General features: G+C 69.2%; 20 protein-coding genes. 4 read left to right on the top strand and 16 right to left on the bottom strand.

Going from position 1 to position 22,699, the window contains the following annotated elements:
- Positions 1 to 41: 41 nt before the first annotated feature.
- The 4 genes from leuA to ACSJDX_RS11825 form a co-directional block, all read right to left on the bottom strand.
- A complete protein-coding gene (gene leuA / locus ACSJDX_RS11840; RefSeq protein WP_438352875.1) occupies positions 42 to 1,796 on the bottom strand; it encodes a 2-isopropylmalate synthase in 1,755 nt (584 codons plus the stop codon).
- 175 nt (positions 1,797 to 1,971) lie between these two features.
- Positions 1,972 to 2,409 carry a DUF6069 family protein gene (locus ACSJDX_RS11835; RefSeq protein ID WP_438352874.1) on the bottom strand — a complete coding sequence of 146 codons (438 nt, stop codon included), beginning with the start codon at positions 2,407 to 2,409 and terminating at the stop codon, positions 1,972 to 1,974.
- On the bottom strand, positions 2,406 to 2,900 hold the full coding sequence (locus tag ACSJDX_RS11830; protein ID WP_438352873.1) for an SRPBCC family protein: 495 nt from the start codon (positions 2,898 to 2,900) through the stop codon (positions 2,406 to 2,408). The genes ACSJDX_RS11835 and ACSJDX_RS11830 overlap by 4 nt, the downstream gene beginning before the upstream one ends.
- The gene (locus ACSJDX_RS11825; protein ID WP_438352872.1) at positions 2,897 to 3,247 is read right to left on the bottom strand and encodes an ArsR/SmtB family transcription factor; all 351 of its coding nucleotides are present in this window, start codon (positions 3,245 to 3,247) and stop codon (positions 2,897 to 2,899) included. Before ACSJDX_RS11825 ends, ACSJDX_RS11830 begins: the two co-directional genes overlap by 4 nt.
- Positions 3,248 to 3,369: 122 nt before the next feature.
- Here ACSJDX_RS11825 and ACSJDX_RS11820 point away from each other — a divergent pair, with 122 nt between their 5' ends.
- Positions 3,370 to 4,794, top strand: a complete 1,425-nt coding sequence (locus ACSJDX_RS11820) for a DUF222 domain-containing protein (RefSeq protein WP_438352871.1) — start codon at positions 3,370 to 3,372, stop codon at positions 4,792 to 4,794.
- Positions 4,795 to 4,812: 18 nt separating this feature from the next.
- On the opposite strand, the gene ACSJDX_RS11815 is transcribed toward ACSJDX_RS11820, so the two are convergent.
- The 12 genes from ACSJDX_RS11815 to lepA all read right to left on the bottom strand — a co-directional run bounded on the left by ACSJDX_RS11815 (position 4,813) and on the right by lepA (position 16,558).
- Entirely contained in the window at positions 4,813 to 5,400 is a 588-nt protein-coding gene (locus tag ACSJDX_RS11815; protein WP_438352870.1) for an HAD family hydrolase, read from the bottom strand.
- 82 nt (positions 5,401 to 5,482) lie between these two features.
- Positions 5,483 to 6,406, bottom strand: coding sequence for a GTPase Era (gene era, locus ACSJDX_RS11810; protein ID WP_438352869.1), 924 nt, complete (start codon positions 6,404 to 6,406; stop codon positions 5,483 to 5,485).
- Positions 6,399 to 7,793: a hemolysin family protein gene (locus ACSJDX_RS11805; RefSeq protein ID WP_438352868.1), complete on the bottom strand. Its 1,395-nt coding sequence runs from the start codon at positions 7,791 to 7,793 to the stop codon at positions 6,399 to 6,401. Before ACSJDX_RS11805 ends, era begins: the two co-directional genes overlap by 8 nt.
- Positions 7,790 to 8,260, bottom strand: a complete 471-nt coding sequence (gene ybeY / locus ACSJDX_RS11800) for an rRNA maturation RNase YbeY (RefSeq protein ID WP_438352867.1) — start codon at positions 8,258 to 8,260, stop codon at positions 7,790 to 7,792. Before ybeY ends, ACSJDX_RS11805 begins: the two co-directional genes overlap by 4 nt.
- On the bottom strand, positions 8,257 to 9,381 hold the full coding sequence (locus ACSJDX_RS11795) for a PhoH family protein (protein WP_438352866.1): 1,125 nt from the start codon (positions 9,379 to 9,381) through the stop codon (positions 8,257 to 8,259). Before ACSJDX_RS11795 ends, ybeY begins: the two co-directional genes overlap by 4 nt.
- Positions 9,359 to 9,706, bottom strand: coding sequence for an HIT domain-containing protein (locus ACSJDX_RS11790; RefSeq protein ID WP_438352865.1), 348 nt, complete (start codon positions 9,704 to 9,706; stop codon positions 9,359 to 9,361). The genes ACSJDX_RS11795 and ACSJDX_RS11790 overlap by 23 nt, the downstream gene beginning before the upstream one ends.
- A 23-nt stretch (positions 9,707 to 9,729) precedes the next feature.
- On the bottom strand, positions 9,730 to 10,467 hold the full coding sequence (locus tag ACSJDX_RS11785; protein ID WP_438352864.1) for a 16S rRNA (uracil(1498)-N(3))-methyltransferase: 738 nt from the start codon (positions 10,465 to 10,467) through the stop codon (positions 9,730 to 9,732).
- A gap of 3 nt (positions 10,468 to 10,470) precedes the next feature.
- Positions 10,471 to 11,586: a molecular chaperone DnaJ gene (dnaJ, locus tag ACSJDX_RS11780; RefSeq protein WP_438352863.1), complete on the bottom strand. Its 1,116-nt coding sequence runs from the start codon at positions 11,584 to 11,586 to the stop codon at positions 10,471 to 10,473.
- Positions 11,587 to 11,638: 52 nt separating this feature from the next.
- Positions 11,639 to 12,682: a heat-inducible transcriptional repressor HrcA gene (gene hrcA, locus ACSJDX_RS11775; protein WP_438352862.1), complete on the bottom strand. Its 1,044-nt coding sequence runs from the start codon at positions 12,680 to 12,682 to the stop codon at positions 11,639 to 11,641.
- A 92-nt stretch (positions 12,683 to 12,774) separates the two neighbouring features.
- A complete protein-coding gene (gene hemW, locus ACSJDX_RS11770) occupies positions 12,775 to 13,992 on the bottom strand; it encodes a radical SAM family heme chaperone HemW (protein WP_438352861.1) in 1,218 nt (405 codons plus the stop codon).
- Positions 13,992 to 14,642 (bottom strand): DUF1990 family protein, encoded by a 651-nt coding sequence (locus ACSJDX_RS11765; protein WP_438352860.1) that lies wholly within the window; start codon positions 14,640 to 14,642, stop codon positions 13,992 to 13,994. The genes hemW and ACSJDX_RS11765 overlap by 1 nt, the downstream gene beginning before the upstream one ends.
- A 65-nt stretch (positions 14,643 to 14,707) precedes the next feature.
- The gene (gene lepA, locus ACSJDX_RS11760) at positions 14,708 to 16,558 is read right to left on the bottom strand and encodes a translation elongation factor 4 (RefSeq protein WP_438352859.1); all 1,851 of its coding nucleotides are present in this window, start codon (positions 16,556 to 16,558) and stop codon (positions 14,708 to 14,710) included.
- A gap of 237 nt (positions 16,559 to 16,795) precedes the next feature.
- On the opposite strand from lepA, the gene ACSJDX_RS11755 reads away from it, so the two are divergent.
- From ACSJDX_RS11755 to rpsT, 3 genes are all read left to right on the top strand, one after another.
- Entirely contained in the window at positions 16,796 to 21,505 is a 4,710-nt protein-coding gene (locus ACSJDX_RS11755) for an ExeM/NucH family extracellular endonuclease (RefSeq protein WP_438352858.1), read from the top strand.
- A 75-nt stretch (positions 21,506 to 21,580) separates the two neighbouring features.
- A complete protein-coding gene (locus tag ACSJDX_RS11750; protein ID WP_438352857.1) occupies positions 21,581 to 22,300 on the top strand; it encodes an alpha/beta fold hydrolase in 720 nt (239 codons plus the stop codon).
- Between the two features lie 114 nt (positions 22,301 to 22,414).
- Positions 22,415 to 22,675, top strand: coding sequence for a 30S ribosomal protein S20 (gene rpsT, locus ACSJDX_RS11745; RefSeq protein WP_438352856.1), 261 nt, complete (start codon positions 22,415 to 22,417; stop codon positions 22,673 to 22,675).
- The last annotated feature ends 24 nt before the right edge of the window (positions 22,676 to 22,699 follow it).

Raw genomic sequence — 22,699 nt, 5'->3', positions numbered from 1 at the left:
GTGCTCCTCGCCGGGGCGAGGAGCACAGCGCCGAGACGCCGTCAGACGGCGGCCAGCGCCCCTCGTCGGGTGCGGATCGCGCGATTGACCCCGGACACGATCGCCTTGAGGCTGGCCGTCGAGATGTCGCCGTCGATCCCGACACCCCACAGCCGCTCGCCGTCGACCTGGAGCTCGACGTAGGCGGCCGCCTGCGCGTCGCCTCCGGCGCTGAGTGCGTGCTCGACGTAGTCGTACACCGTCACGTCGAAGCCGTGCTGACGCAGGATGTCGACGAACGCCGCCACCGGACCGTTGCCGCGGCCCGTTGCCGGCGCGCTGCTGTCGCCGTCGCGCAGGGTCACCGAGAGCTCCACATCGCCCGACATGTCGCTCGAGGTGCGAGTGGACAGCAGCTCGAAGCGGCCCCAGCGCTCGTCGGCCACGTCGGACGGCAGATACTCGTCGGTGAAGATCGCCCAGATCTGGTCGCTGGTGACCTCGCCGCCCTCGGCATCCGTCTTGCCCTGCACCACGCCCGAGAACTCGATCTGCAGCTTCCGCGGCAGGTCGAGCGCATGGTCGCTCTTCAGCAGATAGGCGACACCGCCCTTGCCGGACTGCGAGTTGACGCGGATGACGGCCTCGTACGAACGGCCGAGATCCTTCGGGTCGATCGGCAGGTACGGCACGCCCCACTCGATCTCGTCGACCGAGACGCCCTGTGCGGACGCGCGGGCCTCCATGGCCTCGAAGCCCTTCTTGATGGCGTCCTGGTGCGAGCCGCTGAACGCGGTGAAGACCAGGTCGCCGGCCCACGGGCTGCGCTCGTGCACGGGGAGCTGGTTGCAGTACTCGGCGGTGCGCTTAACATGGTCGATGTCGCCGAAGTCGATCTGCGGGTCGATCCCCTGTGTCAGCAGGTTGATCCCCAGCGCCACGATGTCGACGTTGCCGGTGCGCTCTCCGTTGCCGAACAGGCATCCCTCGATGCGGTCCGCGCCGGCCATGTAGCCGAGCTCGGCAGCCGCGATCGCCGTGCCGCGGTCGTTGTGCGGGTGCAGCGAGAGGATGACGTTCTCGCGGTGATCCAGATGGCGCGACATCCATTCGATCGAGTCGGCGTACACGTTCGGCGTGGCCATCTCGACGGTCGCGGGGAGGTTGAGGATGACCTTGCGCTCGGGCGTCGGAACGAAGATCTCCATGACCTTGTTGCAGACCTCTGCGGCGAACTCGAGCTCGGTGCCGGTGTAGCTCTCGGGCGAGTACTCGTAGTAGACCGTGGTCTCGGGGACCGTCTGCTCGTACTGCTTGCACCAGCGGGCGCCCTGCTGGGCGATGTCGACGATGCCCTGCTTGTCGGTGCGGAAGACGACCTCCCGCTGCAGCACGCTCGTGGAGTTGTAGAGGTGCACGATGGCCTGCTTCGCGCCCTTGATCGACTCGAAGGTGCGCTTGATGAGCTCCTCGCGTGCCTGTGTCAGCACCTGGATCGTGACGTCGTCGGGGATGACGTCCTCCTCGATCAGGTGACGCACGAAGTCGAAGTCGGTCTGACTGGCCGACGGGAAGCCAACCTCGATCTCCTTGTAGCCCATGGCGACCAGGAGGTCGAACATGATGCGCTTGCGTTCGGGGCTCATCGGATCGATGAGGGCCTGGTTGCCGTCCCGGAGGTCGACGGCGCACCAGCGCGGCGCCTCCGTGATGCGGGCGTCCGGCCAGGTGCGGTCGGGCAGTTGGACCGAGATCTGCTCGTGGTACGGCCGATACTTGTGGATCGGCGCGGACGTGGGCTGCTGGTTGTTCTTCATGGGTTCGCTTCCGTCAACGGGAATCTCGAGGACTCACCGGAATGTGTCGGACCCAACACGAAGCTCCGCGACGAGGAAGGGTCCTAGATCGAGGACTCGTCGCGGCAGCTAAGAAGAAGCTGGCCGAAGCGCATGCGTCGATGCTAGCAGGATCTCTCCCGGGCGCGGCCGACGCTCATGCGGTGACCGCGCGGGTCGCGGGTGACCGTCCGAGTGACCGGATCGCGAGGATGCCGAGGGCGGCGCCCCCCGCGACCACCACATGCGCGACCGCGAGCGTGAACGCCGAGGCGGGGTCGAGGTCGACGGAGAACGGCATGAAGGGGATCGAGCCGATCGCAGCCAGAACCGCCACCGCGAGTGCGACGGGTGGGACCCATCCCCACCACCGCGAGAGGACCGCGACGACCGCGAGGCCCACCAGCAATGGCGCGGCGGTGAACCCGCTCAGGGTGAGGGCGTCGACGTGGGCCGGTCCTGTAGCGGCGGTGAAGTGGTACGTCGCACCGAGAGCCGCGCCGACGCCGTAGACGACGAGGTTGACGGCGACGGTGAGCACGACGGCGGCGACCACGGCACCGAGGCGTCCGATGCGACGCGCGAGCCGGTTCACCGCTGGCCTCCGTCGGCGCGCTCGAGGTAGGCGTGGATGCGGTCGAAGGCGCCCTTCCAGACTTCGTCGACGAAGAAGTCGCGCATCTCGGGCACGGGAAACCCGGCCTGGACGACGCGCATCAGGGTGCCTCGGTCGACGGGGTCGAACGTGATCGTGACGCGCGTGGTCATCGACATGCCGTCGGGCGTCGTGCCGGTGGACTCGGTGACGAGCCGGTGCGGGCGGTCGATCTCGAGGAACGTCTGGACCTCGCGGATGGCGGATGCCTCGTCCGGCCCCCAGACCGCGACCTGGTGGCCGCCGACCCTCAAGTCGGTGGTGATCTCGACCAGCCCAGGGCGTTCGTCGAGGATCGAGAACCAGATCTTCTGCTTCTCGGGGTCGGTGTACGCGTCGAAGACGTCGTCGGGCGTGGCCGGCAGCATCCGCTCGATCCGCAGTTCGAGCTCGCTGTCGACCGCCTCCGCGGGGGCGGTGTTCTCGGTCATGATCGTTCTCCGTCCGTGGTTCCGTTCCTGAGGGTGAAGTACGCGTCGAGACCGTCGAGTCGGCGCTCCCAGAGGCGCTGGTAGAACCCGATCCACGACATCGCGTCCTCCAATCGCTCGGTGCCGAGGCGGCAGCGGCGTGTGCGCCCGACCTTCTCGGTGACGACGAGACCGGCGGATTCGAGCACGTGGATGTGCTTGGCCATCCCGGTGAGGGTGATGCCGGCGGGTTCGGCGAGTTCTCCGAGCGTCGCCGATCCGTCGCGGCCGAGCCGTTCGAGCACGCCTCGACGCGTCGCATCCGAGAGTGCGGCGAACGCTGCGTCGAGAACGTCACTGTCTACCATGTGGTTCAGTATTGCACACTGAACCGGATTGTTCAACGACGTATGGCGCGCGGGTCGGAAACGGCACGTGATCGGGCAATAGTACCGACGTCGATGTCGGACCCCCTCGGCAGAATGGAGACATGGAAGAGCTCCTCGCGCACCTCGTCGAGATGGTCGAGCGCACGCGCGCGGAGGTCGCCGCGGGGCTGGGCGGAGGGCAGATCCTCCAGGCATCCGACGATCAACTCCTCCAGGCGCTCCGGCTCGCCGCAGAGGTCGGGCGCCTGCTCGACGCCGTTCTGGTCGAGGCCACCGGCGAGGTCGTGCGGCGGTCCGAGGCATCCGATCGCGACGCGCGGCTCACGACGAAGCGCGGGTGCCGCGATGCGAGCGAACTCCTGCAGCGCGTGACGCTGGGTGCACCGGCGACCGCGGCTCGCTGGATCAAGGCCGCGAGATCCGTGCGGGTGGGCGTCTCCTTCGCGGGCGAGCCGATGCCGGGGCGACTTCCGGCGATGCGCGACGCACTGCTCGACGGCTTCGTCGGCGTCGACGGTCTCCTGGCGGTCGCCGCTCCGCTCGAGGCGATGGGCCGTCACGTCGGGCGTGAAGAAGTGCGGCTCGCCGACGCGGTGCTGGCGGCGGAGGCGCGCGGCGAGGGGCCGGATGGCGCGCCGCCCGCCTGCGCAGATCTGCTCCAAGTGCAGGCACGAGCCTGGGCGGCGGCGCTCGATCAAGACGGTGCTGAGCCGGCTGAAGATCGGGCACTCCGCCTGCGCGGCCTCACGTTCGGCTCCGAGCGCGACGGCGGGGTGCCGTTCCGCGGCGTCATGCTGCCCGAGGTCTATGCGCAGTACCGGCGCATCGCCGACGCGATCGGGTCGCCGCGCGTCGACGACGGAGTGCGGTTCCACCCGTCCGAGCCCGTCGCCGACTCTGCTGGCGTCGACGACCTGCCCATCGATGACCCGCGCTCGTGGGCGCAGAAGCAGCACGACGCACTCGCGACCGCGCTGTTCACGGCCGCGTCGTCCGAACTGCTGCCGACGATCGGCGGCGCCGCGCCGACGCTGATGGTGTCGGTGCGAGAGGAGGATCTCCTCGACGATCGCGGCTGGGCCCACGTCGACAGCGTCGACCTCCCGGTCTCGACGGCCGCCGCCCGCCATGCAGGCTGCGCCGGCGTGGTCCAGCGCGTGCTGCTTGGCGACAACGGTCGCATCCTGCGCATCGGCACCGAGGAGCGTGTGTTCAACCGCCACCAGCGCCGCGCGATCGCGCTGCGAGACGGCAGATGCCTCATCCCGGGCTGCCGCGTGCCCGCCGCCTGGTGCGAGATCCACCACGTCACAGAGCACGCAGTCGGCGGCCCCACGCACACTGACAACGGTGTGCTGCTGTGCTGGTTCCACCACCGCTTCATCGACAAGGTCGGGTGGAGGGTGCGGATGAACCTCGGCGTGCCCGAGGTGCTCGCTCCCCCGTGGATCGACCCGTACGAGCGCTGGCGCGCCGTGACGACGTCTCGCACGCGCATGCTCGACCTCGTCGGCCGGCGGACGTGAGCGACGTCGGTGTTCCCCTCAGCGACCACCGACTGCGAGGTCCCGCACCGAGCCGAGTCGCAGATCACTCGGTCGCTGCAACGCCGGAAGGAGCAGCACCGTAAGTCCGTGGTCGACCGCGCCACCGTCAGGCACGGCGCGATCCCCGACCATGAGCGTCTCCGACGCTGGGGATCCGAGGCTGTCCAGTGCGTGCTGATAGATACGTGCGGACGGCTTCTGTGCGCCAACTTCGTACGACAGTGAGAATGCGTCGATCAACCCGGCGATCCCATGCTCGGCGAACGCTGTTCGGATGTCGAAATGGATGTCGCTGACGATCCCGATTCCGAACCCACGCGCCTTGAGCTCGGTCAACACGACGCCGGCATCCTCTGCCCAGAGATTGCGCCGATGGTCACGCTCCGACTCATACAGTGCGACGGCGAGCTGGTCGTCGATACCTGCGTCCGCCATCACCTCGAAGAAGATCGTGCGATGGCGGGTCGCATCCGCGTCCATTCCTGGTGAGTCGAGGCGTTCTGAGGGCCCGTTCGCGGCCGCGATACGGCTGACCACGTCCTCCGCGTCGGTCGTTCGGTCGACGCGCGCCAGGCCGTCGGACACCCACTCAGTCTCTGTCTGAGTGGTCACCAGTGTCCCTCGCCAGTCGAAGAGGACAGTCGTGAACGCCCGCGACATGCCGTCCTCAGAACCCCAGGCGCCCCAGCTGCTTGGGGTCGCGCTGCCATTCCTTCGCCACGCGCACGTGCAGCGAGAGGTACACCCTCGACCCCAGCAGCGGTTCGATGCCCGCGCGTGCGCGACGACCGACATCCGCCAGTCGTGAGCCCTTGTGTCCGATGATGATCGCCTTCTGACTGTCACGCTCGACGATGATGTTCGCGAACACGTCGGTGAGGTCGCTGTCCTCGCGAGGTGCGATGTCCTCGATCGTGACGGCGATGGAGTGCGGCAGCTCGTCGCGCACCCCTTCCAGTGCCGCCTCGCGGATGATCTCGGCGACGCGATCCTCGGTGGACTCGTCGGTGACCACATCCTCTTCGTAGAGAGCCGGACCGACCGGCATCATCGACAGCAGCTCGTCGGTGAGCACGTCCAGCTGCTCGCGCGTGAGAGCCGACAGCGGGATGACCGCGGCCCAGTCCTCGCGGAGGCTATCGACCTCCATCAGCCGCTCGGTGATCTGCTCGCGCTGCGCAGCATCCGTCTTCGTGACGATCGCGACCTTCTTCGCCCGCGGATAGCCGTCAAGCGACTCCGCGATGCGACGGTCGCCGGGACCGACCTTCTCGGTCGCCGGCACGCAGAACCCGATCACGTCCACATCGCCGAGCACCTGCTCGACGAGGCTGTTGAGCCGCTCCCCCAGCAGGGTGCGCGGCTTGTGGATGCCCGGGGTGTCGACGATCACGAGCTGGCCGGCCGGGCGGTTCAGGATGCCGCGGATCGCCCGCCGCGTCGTCTGCGGCTTGTCGCTGGTGATCGCCACCTTCTCGCCCACGAGGGCGTTCGTGAGCGTCGACTTGCCGACGTTCGGCCGCCCGACGAACGTCACGAAGCCGGAGCGGTGCCCCTCGGAGGTCTCGGCGAAGCGGGGGGTGTCAGACATGGGCGTCGCCCTTCTTCGTCGCGGACTTCCGGCTCTTCTTGGGCACCCGGATCTCGCCCGTGCGCGGACCGCCATGCACGGCGATCTCGCCCGTGAGGGGCGGACGCGCGTCGGCTCCCTCCTCCGAGTCGGGTGTCTCGCCGCGCTCGACGATCACGGTCGCGATACCGCGTCCCCGGCCGCGCGAAGCGCCGCCGGTCATCACGAGCCCGGCGTACTCGGCCGTCGCTCCGGGCTGCGGCACGCGCCCGAGGGCCTTGCCGAGCAGGCCGCCGATGGAGTCGACGTCATCGTCCTCGAGCTCGCGGCCGAACAGATCGCCGACCTCGTCGAGGGCGAGGCGGGCGCTCACCCGGAACTTCCCGTCGTCGAGCTCGACCACCTCGTCGGCGCGCGGGTCGTACTCGTCGGCGATCTCGCCCACGAGCTCCTCGATGAGATCCTCCAGGGTCACCAGGCCCGACACACCGCCGTACTCGTCGATCACGAGGCAGACGTGCACGGCGTCGCGCTTCATCTGCTGCAGCAGCGTCTCGGCCTTCATCGACTCGGGCACGAACACCGCCGGGCGGGTGACCCGCGTGATCGCGGCATCGCGCCACCCGGCCTCGTCGCTGAACCCGAACTGGACGAGGTCCTTGAGGTACAGCATCCCGATCACGTCGTCGGCGTCATCGTCGACGACCGGGATGCGCGAGACGCCCTTGTCGAGGAATGTCGCCATCGCCTCACGGGTGGTGGCGGTGGCATCGACGGTGACCATGTCGGTGCGCGGCACCATCACCGCCCGGACGAACGTGTCGGTGAAGTCGAAGACGGAGTGGATGAGCTCGCGGTCGTCCTCTTCGATGAGGTCGTTCTCGGTCGCCTCGTCGATGATGCTGAGCAGCTGCTCCTCGGACTCGAACGTCGTGCCGCGCCCCACGCCCGGAGTGACGCGGTTCCCGAACGCGACCAGCCCGTGCGCGAGAGGGCCGAGGATGATGCGCACGAACCGGATGACCGGGGCGGCGCCCTGCAGCAGGCCCTTGGCGTGCTGTCGGCCGACCGTGCGCGGGCTCGCGCCCACCACCACGAACGAGATCCCCGACATCAGCACCGCGGCGGCGAGCATCGCCCACCAGATGTTGTCGAACAGGAGCGTGAACGCGACGGTGACCAGCACCGCGGCAGCGGTCTCGGTCACGACGCGGATGAACACCACCGCGTTGGCGTGGACATCGGGATCGTCGGCGATCTTGCGCAGGGAGGCCGCGTTGCGGCCGACCTGCCCGATCTCGGCGAGATCGGCGCGAGAGGTGACGCCGAGCGCCGCATCGATCGCGGCCATGAGCGCACCGAACACCACGAGCAGCAGCGCGGCGAGGAGCAGGAGGATCGCGGTCATGAACGCGATCGTCGACGTTCGCCGTGCTGGAAGCCGACGATCAGGTCGCGCTGGAGCCCGAACATCTCCTTCTCGTCCTCCGGCTCGGCGTGGTCGAAGCCCAGGAGGTGCAGCAGGCCGTGCGTGGTGAGCATGACGAGCTCGTCCATGGTGGAGTGCTTCGCGGTGACGGCCTGGGTCTCGGCGACCTGCGGGCACAGCACGATGTCGCCCAGCAGCCCGGGCGGCGTCGGCGACTCCTCGGTGCCGGGGCGCAGCTCGTCCATCGGGAAGCTCAGCACGTCGGTGGGACCGGGCTCGTCCATCCACTGCACGTGCAGGGCCTCCATGGCCCCCTCGTCGACGAGCACGATCGCGACATCGGCGTCGGGGCTGACGTGCAGCTCGGCGAGGTTGTACTCCATGAGACGCAGCAGCACCGTCTCGTCGACGGGGATCGCCGACTCGTTGTTGATCTCGATGGTCATGAGCGTCCCCGCTTCGGAAGGTGGTCGCGCGGGCCGCCCGTGCGCGGTGCGGCGCCGCGGCGATCGGCACGGTTGGCGAACTCGGATGCCTCGTCCCGCTCGCGACGAGCCGCGAGGCGCCGCTCGTCGTACTCGCTGTACGCATCGACGATGCGGCCCACCAGCGTGTGGCGCACGACGTCGTCGCTCGTCAGATACGAGAAGTGGATGTCGTCGATGTGGTCGAGCACGCGGGTGACGAGCCGCAGCCCCGACGCCCCCTGGGGCAGATCGATCTGGGTGATGTCTCCGGTCACGACCATGCGCGTGCCGAAGCCGAGACGCGTGAGGAACATCTTCATCTGCTCGGGCGTGGTGTTCTGCGCCTCGTCGAGCACGACGAACGAATCGTTGAGGGTGCGCCCGCGCATGTACGCGAGCGGCGCGACCTCGATCGTGCCGCTGGCCATGAGCTTGGGCACGAGCTCGGGGTCCATCATCTCGTTGAGCGCGTCGTAGAGCGGCCGCAGGTAGGGGTCGATCTTGTCGTTCAGCGTGCCCGGCAGGAACCCCAGACGCTCCCCCGCCTCGACGGCCGGACGCGTGAGGATGATGCGGCTGACCTCCTTGCGCTGGAGCGCCTGCACGGCCTTGGCCATCGCGAGGTAGGTCTTGCCGGTGCCCGCCGGACCGATGCCGAACACGATCGTGCTCTCCTCGATCGCGTCGACGTACGCCTTCTGGCCGAGCGTCTTCGGACGGATGATCTTGCCGCGCGACGACAGGATCGCCTCGCCCATCACCTCGGAGGGACGCGGACCGCCGGTCTCGGCGGCGTGTCTCAGGATGCGGCTGGAGCTGGACACGTCGGCGGGGTCGAGACCCTGCCCGGCGCGCGCCATCGCGAGCAGCTCGTCCACGAGGGCACGGGCGCCGGCGACGGCGGATGCCGCGCCGGTCAGGGTGATCTCGTTGCCGCGCACGTGCACGTCGACGCCGGGGTGCTCCTTCTCGACGACGCGCAGCAGGCGGTCCTGCGGTCCGAGCAGCTGCACCATCGCCACGCCGTCGGCATAGACCCGGTCGACGGTCTGCTCCGGACCGGCGGAGTCGTAGGGTTCAGCCACCGAGGCTCGTCTCATCCAGTCCGCCGGCGAGCACGTGCGCGTGCACGTGGAAGACCGTCTGGCCGGCGAGCGGCCCGGTGTTGAACACGAGACGGAAATCGCCGTCGGCGTGCTCGGCTGCCACCGTGCTGGCCAGGCCGACGAGTTCGGACAGCAGGTCGGGGTCGCCCGCGGCGAGTTCGACGACGTTGCGGTACTGCGGGGACTTGGGGATCACCAGCAGGTGCACGGGCGCCTTCGGCGCGATGTCGCGGATCGCGAACGCGTTCTCGGTCTCGGCGATGATGTCCGAGGGGATCTCACCGTCGAGGATGCGGGTGAAGATCGAGGGTTCGCTCATCGTGCCAGTCTATCGGCGGCTGTTCACCAGCGGCCGAGGGCGGCGCTCACCACGGCCAGCGCCGCCGGTCCCGCCGTCGAGGTGCGCAGCACCGTCTCTCCCAGGCGCACGAGTCGTGCCCCGGCATCCGTCAGCGCCGTCAGCTCCTCGGGGGCGATGCCGCCCTCCGGACCCACGACCAGCACGATGTCGCGGGTGTCGGCCGCGTCGAGGTCGAGGGCGGCCAGGCGCAGATCGGCGGTCGGCTCGAGGACGAGGACGACGGATGCCTCGACCCGACCGACGAGCGCGGCGGTCGAGGCGAGCGACGCCACCTCCGGCAGCCACGCCCGATGCGCCTGCTTCGCCGCCTCGCGGGCGATCGTTGCCCAGCGCGCCCTCCCCTTCTCGGCCTTGGCCGCGTCCCACCGGGACACGCTGCGCGCCGCCTGCCAGGGCACGATCTCGTCGACGCCCAGCTCGGTGGCCGCCTGCACCGCGAGCTCGTCGCGGTCGCCCTTCGCGAGGGCCTGCACCAGCACCAGCCGCGGCGCGGGGGGCGGAGCATCCGTCCGACCCGTCACGCGGACGACGACCTCGCGCGGTGCGACAGCGGAGGTCGTCCCCGTGAGCCAGGCGCCGCGGCCGTCGCCGACCGTGACCTCCTCGCCGACCCGGAGGCGCCGCACGGCGGCGGCGTGATGCGCCTCCGCACCGGTGAGCACGACGTCGTCGCCGGGCGCGGCATCCGTCGGCGCGTCGAGCACGAAGTGCAGCGGCATCGGTCAGCTGTTCCGGAAGCGGTCGCGCAGCTTGGCGAACAGGCCCTGGTGGAACTCGGCCAGGTGCGGCGCGGGCGCCTTGGTCTTCTTCGCGAAGTCCTCGATGAGCGCGCGCTCCTTGGCGTCGAGCCGGGTCGGCGTGACCACGTGCACGCCGACCTTGAGGTCTCCGCGCTGCGTGCCGCGGAGGGGGGTGATGCCCCGGCCCTTGATCGTGAGAACATCGCCGGCCTGCACGCCCGCGCGGATCTCGAGATCGACCGGGCCGTCGAGCGACTCGATCGTCGTCGTGGTGCCCAGTATGGCGTCGGGCATCGACACGTCGAGCGTGGCGAGCAGGTCGTCTCCGTCGCGGCTGAAGATGTCGTGCGCGGTGACGGTGACCTCGAGGTACAGGTCGCCGTTGGGGCCACCGGCCGGTCCGACCTCGCCCGAGCCGGGCAGCTGCAGCCGCAGTCCGGTCTCGACGCCGGCCGGGATGTCGAGGGACACGGTGCGACGCGACCGCACCCGGCCCTGACCCTGGCACGTGCCGCACGGGTACGGGATGGTGGTGCCGTAGCCCTGGCAGACGTTGCATGGCTGGCTCGTCACGACGTTGCCGAGCAGGCTCCGCACGGTGCGCTGCACCTGTCCCGACCCGTGGCAGATGTCGCACGTGACCGGCGACGTGCCCGGCTGGCAGCACGAGCCTTCGCAGGTCTCGCACAGCACCGCCGTGTCGACGTCGATCTCGCGGTGCACGCCGAACACGACGTCCTTGAGATCGAGGGTGACCCGCACGAGCGCGTCCTGGCCGCGCTCCCGTCGCGAGCGCGGACGGCCGGCGCGCTGACCGCCGCCACCGCCGAAGAAGGTCTCGAAGATGTCGCTGAATCCGCCGAAGCCCTGCGCCCCGCCGCCGAACGGAGAGTCGCCGCCGCCCATGTCATAGCGTCGCCGCTGCTCGGCGTCGCTGAGCACGTCGTACGCGTGCGTGACGAGCTTGAAGCGCTCCGAGGCATCCGCCCCGGGGTTGACGTCGGGATGCAGCTCGCGTGCCAGGCGCCGGTAGGCCTTCTTGATCTCGTCGGGGGTCGCTTCGCGTGAGACGCCCAGCACCTCGTAGTGGTCAGCCACAGTCGCCTTCCTGCCCGCGCACGGCGCGGGGTGTCATTCGATCGGATGCCGCTCAGCGAGCGGACTCGTCGTCGTCGAGCATCCGGGTCAGATAGCGGGCGACGGCTCGCACCGCCGCGAGATTGGTCGGGTAGTCCATGCGGGTGGGTCCGAGGACCCCGACACGGGCGCGCCCGCGGGTGGCGTCGTAGTCTCCGGCGAGGATGGATGCCTCCGGCAGGCCGAACGCCTCGTTCTCGCGGCCGATGCTCGCCGCGAGGCCGTGCTCGTCGGCCACCATCTCGCTCATCAGGCGCAGCAGTGTGACCTGCTCCTCGATGGCCTCCAGCATCGGGTAGATACTGCCGCGGAAGTCGGATTCGCGGCGGGCGAGGGTGGCGGCACCGGCCAGCAGCACGCGATCCTGGCGGAACTCGTCGAGCTCCTCCGCGAGCACCTTGGCGAGCGCGCGCACGGCGACCGATTCGACGGTCGCGGGATCATCGGAGGGGCTGGTGAGCAGTTCGTCGACGCGTTTCGCCGCCGAGCGCACCGCGCGTCCGACGACCAGGCTGGAGAGGGCGACGCGGATGCGACCCACGGACTCGTCGTCGAACTCGCCGGCCACCGGGGCGATGCGCTGCGACACCCGTCCGGTGTCCGTCACGACGATCACGAGCATGCGCCCGCCGCCGAGGTTCACCAGCTCGACGTGCGTGACGCTGGCGCGGGCGAACGACGGATACTGCACGATCGCGACCTGCCCGGTGAGTCCGGTGAGGGCGCGCACCGTGCGCGCGAGGAGGTCGTCGAGGTCGGCCGGGCCCTCCAGGAACGACGAGATCGCCGTTCGCTGGGCGGGCGTGAGCGGTCGCAGCTCGGCGAGGTGGTCGACGAACACGCGATAGCCCTTGTCGGTGGGCACGCGCCCCGACGACGTGTGCGGGGCCGCGATCAGCTCTTCGTCTTCGAGCAGCGCCATGTCGTTGCGGATCGTCGCGGCCGAGACGCCGAAGGCGTGCCGCTCGACGATGGCCTTGCTGCCGACGGGCTCGTGGGTGTCGACGTAGTCCTGCACGATCGCCCGCAGCACCTGCAGTCCGCGTTCGCTGACCATCTGTCGACTCCCCTCTGGCACTCGCACGACCCTGGCACTCTCACGAATGGAGTGCCAATTCTACCGGATGCCCCGCGATCGGGCGGGATCGTTCAGGGAACCAGCTGACGCACGACCGCGTCGGCGAGCAGACGACCGCGCCGGGTCAGCACCACCCGCCCGCGCACGGCGGACGGTCCCTCGATCAGCCCGTCGGCGATGAGGGCGGCCACGGCATGGCGACCCTCGGCCACGAGCTCGGAGACCGGGATGCCCTCGCGGATGCGCGAGCGCAGCAGCACGTCCTCCAGACGGCGGGCCGCGGCATCCGGTCGCTCCCGTCCCGCCGCCGGCGAGGCACCGGAGCGCACGCGCTGTGCGTAGGCGGACGGGTGCTTGACGTTCCAGAAGCGCAGACCGCCCACATGGCTGTGCGCCCCCGGGCCGAAGCCCCACCAGTCCGTGCCGCGCCAGTAGGCGAGGTTGTGGCGCGAGCGGTGCTCCTCGTCGCGCGCCCAGTTCGACACCTCGTACCACTCGAAGCCGGCTGCACCGAGCAGATCGTCCGCGAGCTCGTACATGTCGGCCTGTAGGTCGTCGTCGGGGGCTGCCAGCTCTCCGCGCCGGATGCGGCGCGCCAACTGCGTGCCCTCCTCGATGATGAGGGCGTACGCCGAGACGTGATCGGGTTCGAGGGCAAGGGCCGTCTTTAGGGAGTCGCGCCAGTCGTTGATCGATTCGCCGGGGGTGCCATAGATGAGGTCCACGCTGACGTCGAGGCCCGCACCGCGCGCGGCGGCGACGGCGGTCGCGACGTTGCGCGGGTCGTGCGTGCGGTCGAGCACTGCGAGCACGTGCGGCACCGACGACTGCATGCCGATCGACAGTCGGGTGACCCCGTATGCCGCGAGGTCGGCCGCGACGGCGTCGGTGACCGTGTCGGGATTGGCCTCGACGGTGATCTCGGCGTCGGGAGCGAGGCCGAAGGCGTCGCGGACGCCCGCCAGCATGCGCCCGAGATCGCCCGGGGGAAGCAGCGTGGGCGTTCCGCCGCCGAAGAACACGGTGGTCGCCGGACGGAGGGGGCCGGCCGCGGCGAGCACGTCGCGCGCGAGCGTCACCTCGCCGAGCAGCACGTCGGCGTACTCGTCCTGTCGAGCGCCCTGCAGCTCCGACGAGGTGTACGTGTTGAAGTCGCAGTAGCCGCACCGCACCCGGCAGAACGGCACGTGCAGGTACACCGAGAAGTCGGATGCCGGATCGGTCCGGATGTCATCGGGCAGGCGTCCGTCCACCGGCGCGGGATCGCCGAGCGGGAGCGCGGCGCCCATCAGGCGGGGGTCGTGTACAGCGGCGAGATCGCCCGCAGATACCCGGTGAACAGCGTGCGGCGACGACGACGGATCAGGCCGGGGAACATCCGGTAGGCCAGCGACACGGGGGCGTCGAACGCGCGCACCGTGAACCACACCTCGTCGTTCGCGTGCCAGTCGAGCATGAACGACTCCTCGCCGCTCACGACCGAGTCGCCGACGGTGCCGAGCGCGAACCCCACCCGGCGCGGTTCCTCGACCGCGAAGATGACGCGCAGCTCTGCGTCCGCCCGCATGCCGTCGACCCGCCCGTGCACTTTCACGGTGGTGCCCGCGCCGACGTAGGGCGTGCCGTCGGCGTCGAAGCGCTGATCGGCCTCCATGCGGCTGGGGGTGATGGCGTTGCCTTCGTCGTCGAAGCTCACTCCGGCGTACATCGGTCCGGCGGCGGGACGCACGTCGGTGAGCTGCAGACCGGTGCCGCGCAGCGCCGACCACGACAGGAGGGACTCCCCCGCCGCCTCGAACCGCGTCTGGCCGCTGCCGATCCGCCAGGACTGCTCCGCCGGGACGCTGCGCTCCGGCGGATACTGCATTAGATCGGGTGCCTGCGTCGCGCCGACGGCCGCATAGTCGACGGTGTCGTCACGAAATGTCCCACGCCGCATGTCTTCCAGCGTAGCGAGCGGCCCTGATCGGTTCGTGAGAAAGCGCTCAGGCCGCGGCATCCGCTCTACTTCTTGTCCTTCGTCTCGACGTCTCCCGACAGCGCCGCGATGAACGCCTCCTGGGGGACCTCGACGCGACCGACCATCTTCATGCGCTTCTTGCCCTCCTTCTGCTTCTCGAGGAGCTTGCGCTTGCGCGTGATGTCGCCGCCGTAGCATTTCGCGAGGACGTCCTTGCGCATCGCGCGGATCGACTCGCGCGCGATGATGCGGGCGCCGATCGCGGCCTGGATGGGCACCTCGAACTGCTGGCGCGGGATGAGCTTGCGGAGGCGCTCGGTCATCATCGTGCCGTACGCGTAGGCCTTGTCGCGGTGCACGATCGAGGAGAACGCGTCGACCTTGTCGCCCTGCAGGAGGATGTCGACCTTCACCAGGTCAGACTCCTGATGCCCCGACGGCTCGTAGTCGAGGCTCGCGTAGCCCTGCGTCTTGGACTTCAGCTGGTCGAAGAAGTCGAACACGATCTCGCCGAGGGGCATGTTGTAGCGCAGCTCGACGCGCTCCTCGCTGAAGTACTCCATGCCCAGGAGCGACCCGCGGCGCGACTGGCACAGCTCCATGACGGTGCCGACGTAGTCCTTCGGGAGGAGGATCGCCGCCTTGACCATCGGCTCGGTCACCGAGGCGACCTTGCCGTCGGGGTACTCGCTCGGGTTGGTGACGGTGATCTGCTTGCCCGCGTCGGTGGTGACCTCGTAGATCACGCTCGGCGCCGTGGTGATGAGGTCGAGGTCGAACTCGCGCGAGAGGCGCTCGGTGATGATCTCGAGGTGGAGAAGTCCGAGGAATCCGCAGCGGAAGCCGAAGCCGAGGGCGACGGAGGTCTCCGGCTCGTACTGCAGGGCCGCGTCGGAGAGCTTGAGCTTGTCGAGCGCCTCGCGCAGCACCGAGAAGTCGCTGCCGTCGATCGGGTAGATGCCCGAGAAGACCATCGGCTTCGGGTCGGTGTAGCCCGGCAGCGCGTCCGTGGCGGGCTTGCGGAGGTTCGTGACGGTGTCGCCGACCTTCGACTGGCGCACGTCCTTCACGCCGGTGATGAGGTAGCCGACCTCGCCCACGCCGAGGCCCTTCGTGGGCGTCGGCTCGGGGTTGGAGACGCCGATCTCGAGCAGTTCGTGAGCCGCCTTGGTCGACATCATCTGGATGCGCTCGCGCGGCTCCAGGCTGCCGTCGATCATCCGCACGTAGGTGACGACGCCGCGGTAGGCGTCGTAGACCGAGTCGAAGATCATCGCGCGCGCCGGGGCATCCGCATCGCCCGTCGGGGCCGGGATCTGCTCGACGATGCGGTCGAGCAGCACCTCGACCCCCGCTCCGGTCTTGCCGGACACCCGCAGCACATCGGCGGGATCGCCGCCGATGAGGTTCGCCAGCTCTGCGGCGTACTTCTCCGGGTCGGCCGCGGGAAGGTCGATCTTGTTGAGCACCGGGATGATCTGGAGGTCGTTCTCCAGCGCCAGGTAGAGGTTCGCGAGCGTCTGCGCCTCGATGCCCTGCGCGGCATCCACCAGGAGGATGGCGCCCTCGCACGCGGCGAGCGAGCGAGACACCTCGTACGTGAAGTCGACGTGTCCGGGCGTGTCGATCATGTTCAGTGCGAACGTGCCGGCGTCGGTCGCCCAGGGCATGCGCACGGCCTGCGACTTGATCGTGATGCCGCGCTCACGCTCGATGTCCATGCGGTCGAGGTACTGCGCGCGCATGTCGCGGTCGGAGACGACTCCGGTGATCTGCAGCATCCGGTCGGCCAGGGTCGACTTGCCATGGTCGATGTGGGCGATGATGCAGAAATTGCGCAGCTGCGTGGGCGGAGTCGCGGACGGCTGCAGAGGCGTGAGGGCACGAGGTGACATGTCCCGTCGATTCTACGGGCGCGAAGGGGACGACTCCGGCGACGACGGATGCCACGTCCCCCGCCGCCGTCACCGATTGTTCATTCAGCCGCCACCGAGCATCTTCCCAGCTCGTTCATAGTCGACGGGAGGTCCCTCGGACCGACAGCGCCCCACTCGTTTCGGGCGCTGTTTCGTCGTGTATGCGAAACCAGGAGTAGATACGTGTCACCCAATCTCTTCGGCGCGAGCCGAACTGTGAACGACGTGAGGGGGCGGGCGCGGTCTCTCGCGGCCTGCACCCTCGTGGGCGCTCTCGCCCTGAGCGGTGTCGGCCTCGCGGCCATCCCCGCGCAGGCGGCGGTCAGTGCCGATGCGAAGGTCATCATCAACGAGGTCTACGGAGGCGGCGGGAACGCCGGAGCGCCCTTCGCCAACGACTTCGTCGAGCTCGTGAACCTCGGCGCGACCGACGTCGACCTCAGCACGTGGAGCGTCCAGTACGCCTCGTCGGCCGGCACCTCATGGTCGAACAAGGTCAACCTGACCGGCACGATCGCCGCGGGCCGCAGCTACCTCGTTGCGATGGCCTCCGGCGGCGCCAACGGCGCCCCGCTGCCCACCCCCGACGTGACCGGCGGCGTGAACATGTCCGGCACCAGCGGCAAGGTCGCCCTCGTCAGCTCGCAGACGGTTCTCACCGGCACCGCGATTCCGAGTGCCGCCTCGGTCGTCGACTTCGTCGGATTCGGCGCCGCGAACGAGTTCGCGGGTGCCGGTGCCGCTCCTGCCGCCAGCAACACCACGAGCGTCTCTCGTGATGCGGCCCACAAGAACACCGCGGACAACAAGGCGGACTTCACCGCGGGTGCTCCCACGCCGGAGAACTCGTCGACCGGTGGTGGCAGCACGCCCACCCCGACACCGACCGTCACCGACACTCCGACGCCGACCCCCACGCCGACGGCCTCTCCGACGCAGACTCCCGCCCCCGGCGCCGTCACCCCGATCGCCGCTATCCAGGGCACCGGCGACGCGACCCCGCTGCTCGGACAGACCGTCACGACCGAAGGCATCGTCACGGCGCAGTACGCGACCGGCGGCTTCAACGGGTACGTGATCCAGACCCCCGGCACCGGAGGCGCGATCGACCTGGCCGCGCACAAGGCGTCCGACGCGATCTTCATCTACGCGGGCAACACCAATGCCGCGGCGATCGTGAACGAGGTCGCCCTCGGTGACACCGTGCGCATCACCGGCACCGCCGCCGAGTTCAACGGTCTCACGCAGCTCACGGTGACCGCAGGAGCGGCGACCAAGATCGCCGACGCCGCGGCCGTGACGCCCGCCACCGTCGCGTGGCCGAAGACCGACGCCGAGCGCGAGTCGCTCGAGTCGATGCTCGTCGCACCGCAGGGCGAGTTCACGGTGAGCAACACGTACGCGACCAACCAGTTCGGCGAGGTGTGGCTCGCCGCCGGTGCCACGCCGCTCATGCAGCCGACCGACGTGGCCGCTCCGGGATCCGCGAAGGCAGCCGAGACCGCGGCCGACAACGCAGCCCGCAAGGTGATCCTCGACGACGGTGCGACCACCAACTTCCTCACCACGGGCAAGGACCTCACGCCGCCGTACATCTCGCTCAGCGAGCCGATCACGGTCGGATCGAAGGCATCCTTCACCGCGCCGCTGATCGTGGACTACCGCAACAACGGCTGGAAGCTCAACCCCACGAAGCCGCTGGTCGCCGACGGCACGGGCGCGAACGACGGCGTGAACTTCTCGAACGCACGTGAGCCCCTGCCGGCCGCAGTGGGCGGCGACGTCAGCGTCGCCTCGTTCAACGTGCTGAACTACTTCACCACGCTCGGCGAGACCAACTCGGCCTGCTCGTCCTACAAGGACCGTCAGGGCAACCCGATCGCGGTGAACACGGGCTGCGATCTGCGCGGCGCGTGGAACACGGCATCCTTCACGCGGCAGCAGGACAAGATCGTCGAGGCGATCACGAAGCTGGATGCCTCGGTCATCGGTCTCATGGAGATCGAGAACTCGGCACGACTCGGCGAGCAGACCGATGAGGCGCTCGGCACCCTGGTGGCTGCGCTCAACACGAAGGCCGGCTCGAACAAGTGGGCGTTCGTTCCCACGTCGACCGACCTGAACGGGACCGCATCCGGTCAGGACGTCATCACCAACGCGATCATCTACCAGCCCGCGATCGTCTCGCCCGTAGGGGCGTCGAAGGCTCTCAGCCGCTCGACGACCGCCGGCCAGGCGTTCGTGAACGCGCGCGAGCCCATCGGTCAGGTCTTCGCTCCGGTGAAGGGCGGCGACGAGTTCCTCTTCGTCGTCAACCACTTCAAGTCGAAGGGTTCCGCCGGTCCCCTCCCGGGCGACGCGGACGCCGGTGACGGTCAGGGAGCGTCCAACGCCTCGCGCGTCGCTCAGGCGAAGGCACTCACCGCGTGGGTGGACAGCATCAAGGGCAGCACGGCGTCGGTCCTTCTCGCGGGTGACTTCAACGCCTACACGCAGGAAGACCCGATGCAGGTGTTCTACGGCGCCGGCTATACCGACGCGCGTGACGGGTACGCCGCGAACCAGCACACCTACTCGTTTCAGGGTCTGTCGGGATCGCTCGACCACGTGCTCATCAACACGGCCGCCAAGGCGCGCCAGACCGGTGCCGACGTGTGGCAGATCAACGGCGGTGAGCCTGTCGCGCTGCAGTACAGCCGCTACAACTACCACGGCACGCTGTTCTACGCGCCCGACCAGTACGCGTCGAGCGACCACAGCCCGGTCAAGGTCGGCCTGTCGGCCGGCGCGAACGCCCCGAAGCAGATCGACATCATGACGATCAACGACTTCCACGGGCGCATCGAGGCCGACCTCGCCAACGGTGTCGCCGGCTCGGCACTCATCGCCGGCGCGGTCAAGGATGCTCAGGCGAAGAACCCGAACACCCTGTTTGTGTCTGCCGGCGACAACATCGGCGGGTCGACGTTCACGTCGTTCATCCAGGACGACAACCCGACGATCGACGCGCTGCGCGCCTCCGGCCTCGCGGTCTCGGCCGTGGGCAACCACGAGTTCGACCGCGGGTTCAACGACCTCGTCAACCGGGTGCTGCCCCGCTTCGGAGGAAACACCGATCCGACGAACGTCACCCAGGCGCAGCGTGACCTGGGCGCGGCGTTCGGTCTCGGCGCCAACGTGTACCTCAAGGACACGACGACGCCGGCACTCCCGGAGTACGCGATCAAGACGGTCGACGGCGTGCGCGTCGCGTTCATCGGCACGGTGACGCAGGACACCGCCAAGATGGTGACCCCGACGGGGATCGACACGATCACCTTCGGCGACCAGCTCGAGGCAGCCAACCGCGTCGCCAAGAAGCTGACCGACACGAATGCAGCCGATGTGATCGTGCTGCTCTCGCACACCGGTTCGGACTTCTCCGACTGCACATCCATCGCAGCCGAGCAGACCGACTTCGGACAGCTCGTCCGGGGCGCTTCGCCCGCGATCAACGCGATCGTGACCGCTCACACGCACAAGACGTACGCGTGCGACGTTCCGGTGGCCGGCACCACCTCTCTGCGCCCGGTCATCCAGGCGTCGGAGTACAGCAAGGCCACCGGCCTGCTGTCGCTGTCGTACGACCCGACCACCCACAAGGTGATCGCGGCGAAGGGCTCGACGTCACTCACCAAGTCGCTGACGAACGCCGACCCGGCGGTCGCTCAGATCGTCGCGGATGCGAAGGCGATCGCCGACGTGAAGGGCAAGGTCGAGGTCGGCAAGATCTCGGGCGACATCCTTCGCGGTGGTGCGACTCCGGGTTCCGACCGCGGTGTCGAGTCGTCGATGGGCAACTGGGTCGCCGACGTCTACCTGTGGGCGACGTCGAACGCCGACTACACCGGAACCAAGGCGCAGATCGCGCTCATGAACCCGGGTGGTCTGCGCGCCGACCTCAAGAAGGGCGCCGACGGCGTGGTCACGTACCGCGCGGCCGCCGACGTCCAGCCCTTCGCGAACTCGCTCACGACCGTCTCCCTCACGGGTGCGCAGATCCAGCAGATCCTCGACCAGCAGTGGCAGGCGACGGGTGACCGTCCGAAGCTCCACCTCGGCGTGTCGAACGGGTTCACGTACGAGTACGTCCAGGAGACCGACCCCCGCAAGGGCCACGTCGTCTCGATGGCGTACAACGGTCGGACGATCGCTGCGACCGACCGCTTCACGGTCGTGACGAACTCGTTCCTGGCAGTGGGCGGCGACGGCTTCACCGTCTTCAAGGACGGTACCGAGCGCACCGACACGGGCCAGGTCGACCTGCAGGCCACGGTGGACTACTTCGCCAAGCACCCGCTCGTCGACCCGGCTCCGCTGGGCCGCGCGAAGGTGAACACCGGCGGACCGACCCCGACGGCTACGCCCACCGCGACCCCGACGGCCACGCCGACGGCGACTCCCACGGTCACGCCCACGGCTACCCCGACGGCTACGGCTACCCCGACCGCGACGCCCACGGCCACTCCGGCCCCGGGCACGTCGGTGACGGTCTCCCTCGGGGGACTCGCGAGCGGCAACCGGGTCGAGCTCGGCGGCACCTTCACGGTGACGCTCAGCGGTCTGAAGGCGTTCGAGCAGGTCAGCGCGACGCTGTTCAGCGACCCGATCGTCATCACGGGCATCCCCGCCGCGGACGCGAACGGCACGGTCACCTTCCGTGTCACCGTCCCGTCGACGCTGCCCGCCGGTGCGCACCGCCTGGTCGTGGTGGGCGCCGATGGTCGGATCGTGCTCGACCAGCCGCTCACCGTGGTCCGGGCCGGCGCACTCGCCGCGACCGGTGCGGAGCTGCCGTGGGGCATCGCGCTCCTCGGCGCGTTCCTGCTGGTCGCCGGTGGTGCGGTCGTCACGATGCGCAAGCGTCGCGTGACCACCGCGAGCTGACGCTCGTCTGATCGGAGCCCCCGGCTCGCGCAGTGCGCGGGTCGGGGGCTCCTCGTGTGGTCCTAGGCTCGAAGTGTGACGGTTCAGGTCGTGCTCGTGCACGGCATCCGCACGTCCGCCACCATGTGGCGCGCGCAGGTCGCGCACCTGAGCGAGCGCGGCAACCCGGTCACAGCCGTCGACCTGCCGGGTCACGGAACCCGCATGTCCGAGCCGTTCACCCTCGACGGCGCGTTCGAGACGATCGACACCGCGGTGCGGGCGGCCGCCGAGCGCGGGCCCGTGCTCCTGGCCGCGCATTCGATGGGCGGACTGGTCTCGATCGAGTACGTCGGAGCAGAGGACCCGCCTCCCGTGGCGGGCTTCATCGCGGCATCCTGCACCGCCATCCCCCGCGGAGTCGGCCTGGCCACGTACCGCTTCCTCGCCCGCCGCTTCAACGCGCTCCCCGATCGCGGTCAGAGCATCACGGAGTTCGTCCTCGACCGCACGCTCCCGCCCGAGACCCGTCCCGACTTCGGCGCCGGCGGCTACGCCTACGATGCACAGGACATCGCCCTGCGCAGTCTCTCCGTGCTCGACCTGCTCGCGGCCCTGCACCGCATCGACGTGCCCCTGTGGTTCATCAACGGTCAGTTCGATCAGCTGCGCGCGAACGAGCGGCTGTTCCAGAGAGTGGCGAAGGATGCCGAGCTCATCGTCGTCCCACGCACGAGCCATCTCGTCACGGCCATGCGTCCGCGTGTGTTCAACGCGCTCCTCGACGTCGCGATCACGACGATCGAAGCGACCTGATAGACTCGGGGATTGGCTTGCGCGTGGGGTCCCACCTCCACGCGACGTCGCGAGCGGCCCCTCTACCCGTAACGCGACAATCCATCACTCACCGAAACGAAAGATACGTCGAACGTGGCGAACATCAAGTCGCAGATCAAGCGCAACAAGACCAACGACAAGGCTCACGAGCGCAACAAGGCGGTCAAGAGCCAGCTGAAGACCGAGGTGCGTCGCACCCGCGAGGCCATCGCCGCCGGCGACAAGGCCGCCGCTGAGAAGGCTCTGGTCACCGCGACCAAGAAGCTCGACAAGGCCGTCAGCAAGGGCGTCATCCACCAGAACCAGGCGGCGAACCGCAAGTCGGCCATCGCCAAGCAGGTCGCGGCGCTCTGATCGCACGATCCTCCGAAGCCCGTT

This window comes from Microbacterium fluminis, from assembly GCF_051549805.1.
Lineage (GTDB): Bacteria > Actinomycetota > Actinomycetes > Actinomycetales > Microbacteriaceae > Microbacterium.
The sequence above is the reverse complement of the archived record's forward strand: the minus strand, read 5'-3'. Positions and strand labels throughout refer to the sequence as shown.

Excerpts from the sequence above, each read along its gene's own strand:
- leuA (WP_438352875.1), bottom strand. The coding sequence starts at position 1,796 with ATGAAGAACAACCAGCAGCCCACGTCCGCGCCGATCCACAAGTATCGG.
- ACSJDX_RS11830 (WP_438352873.1), bottom strand. The coding sequence starts at position 2,900 with ATGACCGAGAACACCGCCCCCGCGGAGGCGGTCGACAGCGAGCTCGAA.
- ACSJDX_RS11825 (WP_438352872.1), bottom strand. The coding sequence starts at position 3,247 with ATGGTAGACAGTGACGTTCTCGACGCAGCGTTCGCCGCACTCTCGGAT.
- ACSJDX_RS11820 (WP_438352871.1), top strand. The coding sequence starts at position 3,370 with ATGGAAGAGCTCCTCGCGCACCTCGTCGAGATGGTCGAGCGCACGCGC.
- era (WP_438352869.1), bottom strand. The coding sequence starts at position 6,406 with ATGTCTGACACCCCCCGCTTCGCCGAGACCTCCGAGGGGCACCGCTCC.
- ACSJDX_RS11805 (WP_438352868.1), bottom strand. The coding sequence starts at position 7,793 with ATGACCGCGATCCTCCTGCTCCTCGCCGCGCTGCTGCTCGTGGTGTTC.
- ybeY (WP_438352867.1), bottom strand. The coding sequence starts at position 8,260 with ATGACCATCGAGATCAACAACGAGTCGGCGATCCCCGTCGACGAGACG.
- ACSJDX_RS11795 (WP_438352866.1), bottom strand. The coding sequence starts at position 9,381 with ATGAGACGAGCCTCGGTGGCTGAACCCTACGACTCCGCCGGTCCGGAG.
- ACSJDX_RS11790 (WP_438352865.1), bottom strand. The coding sequence starts at position 9,706 with ATGAGCGAACCCTCGATCTTCACCCGCATCCTCGACGGTGAGATCCCC.
- ACSJDX_RS11785 (WP_438352864.1), bottom strand. The coding sequence starts at position 10,467 with ATGCCGCTGCACTTCGTGCTCGACGCGCCGACGGATGCCGCGCCCGGC.
- hrcA (WP_438352862.1), bottom strand. The coding sequence starts at position 12,682 with ATGGTCAGCGAACGCGGACTGCAGGTGCTGCGGGCGATCGTGCAGGAC.
- hemW (WP_438352861.1), bottom strand. The coding sequence starts at position 13,992 with ATGGGCGCCGCGCTCCCGCTCGGCGATCCCGCGCCGGTGGACGGACGC.
- ACSJDX_RS11765 (WP_438352860.1), bottom strand. The coding sequence starts at position 14,642 with ATGCGGCGTGGGACATTTCGTGACGACACCGTCGACTATGCGGCCGTC.
- lepA (WP_438352859.1), bottom strand. The coding sequence starts at position 16,558 with ATGTCACCTCGTGCCCTCACGCCTCTGCAGCCGTCCGCGACTCCGCCC.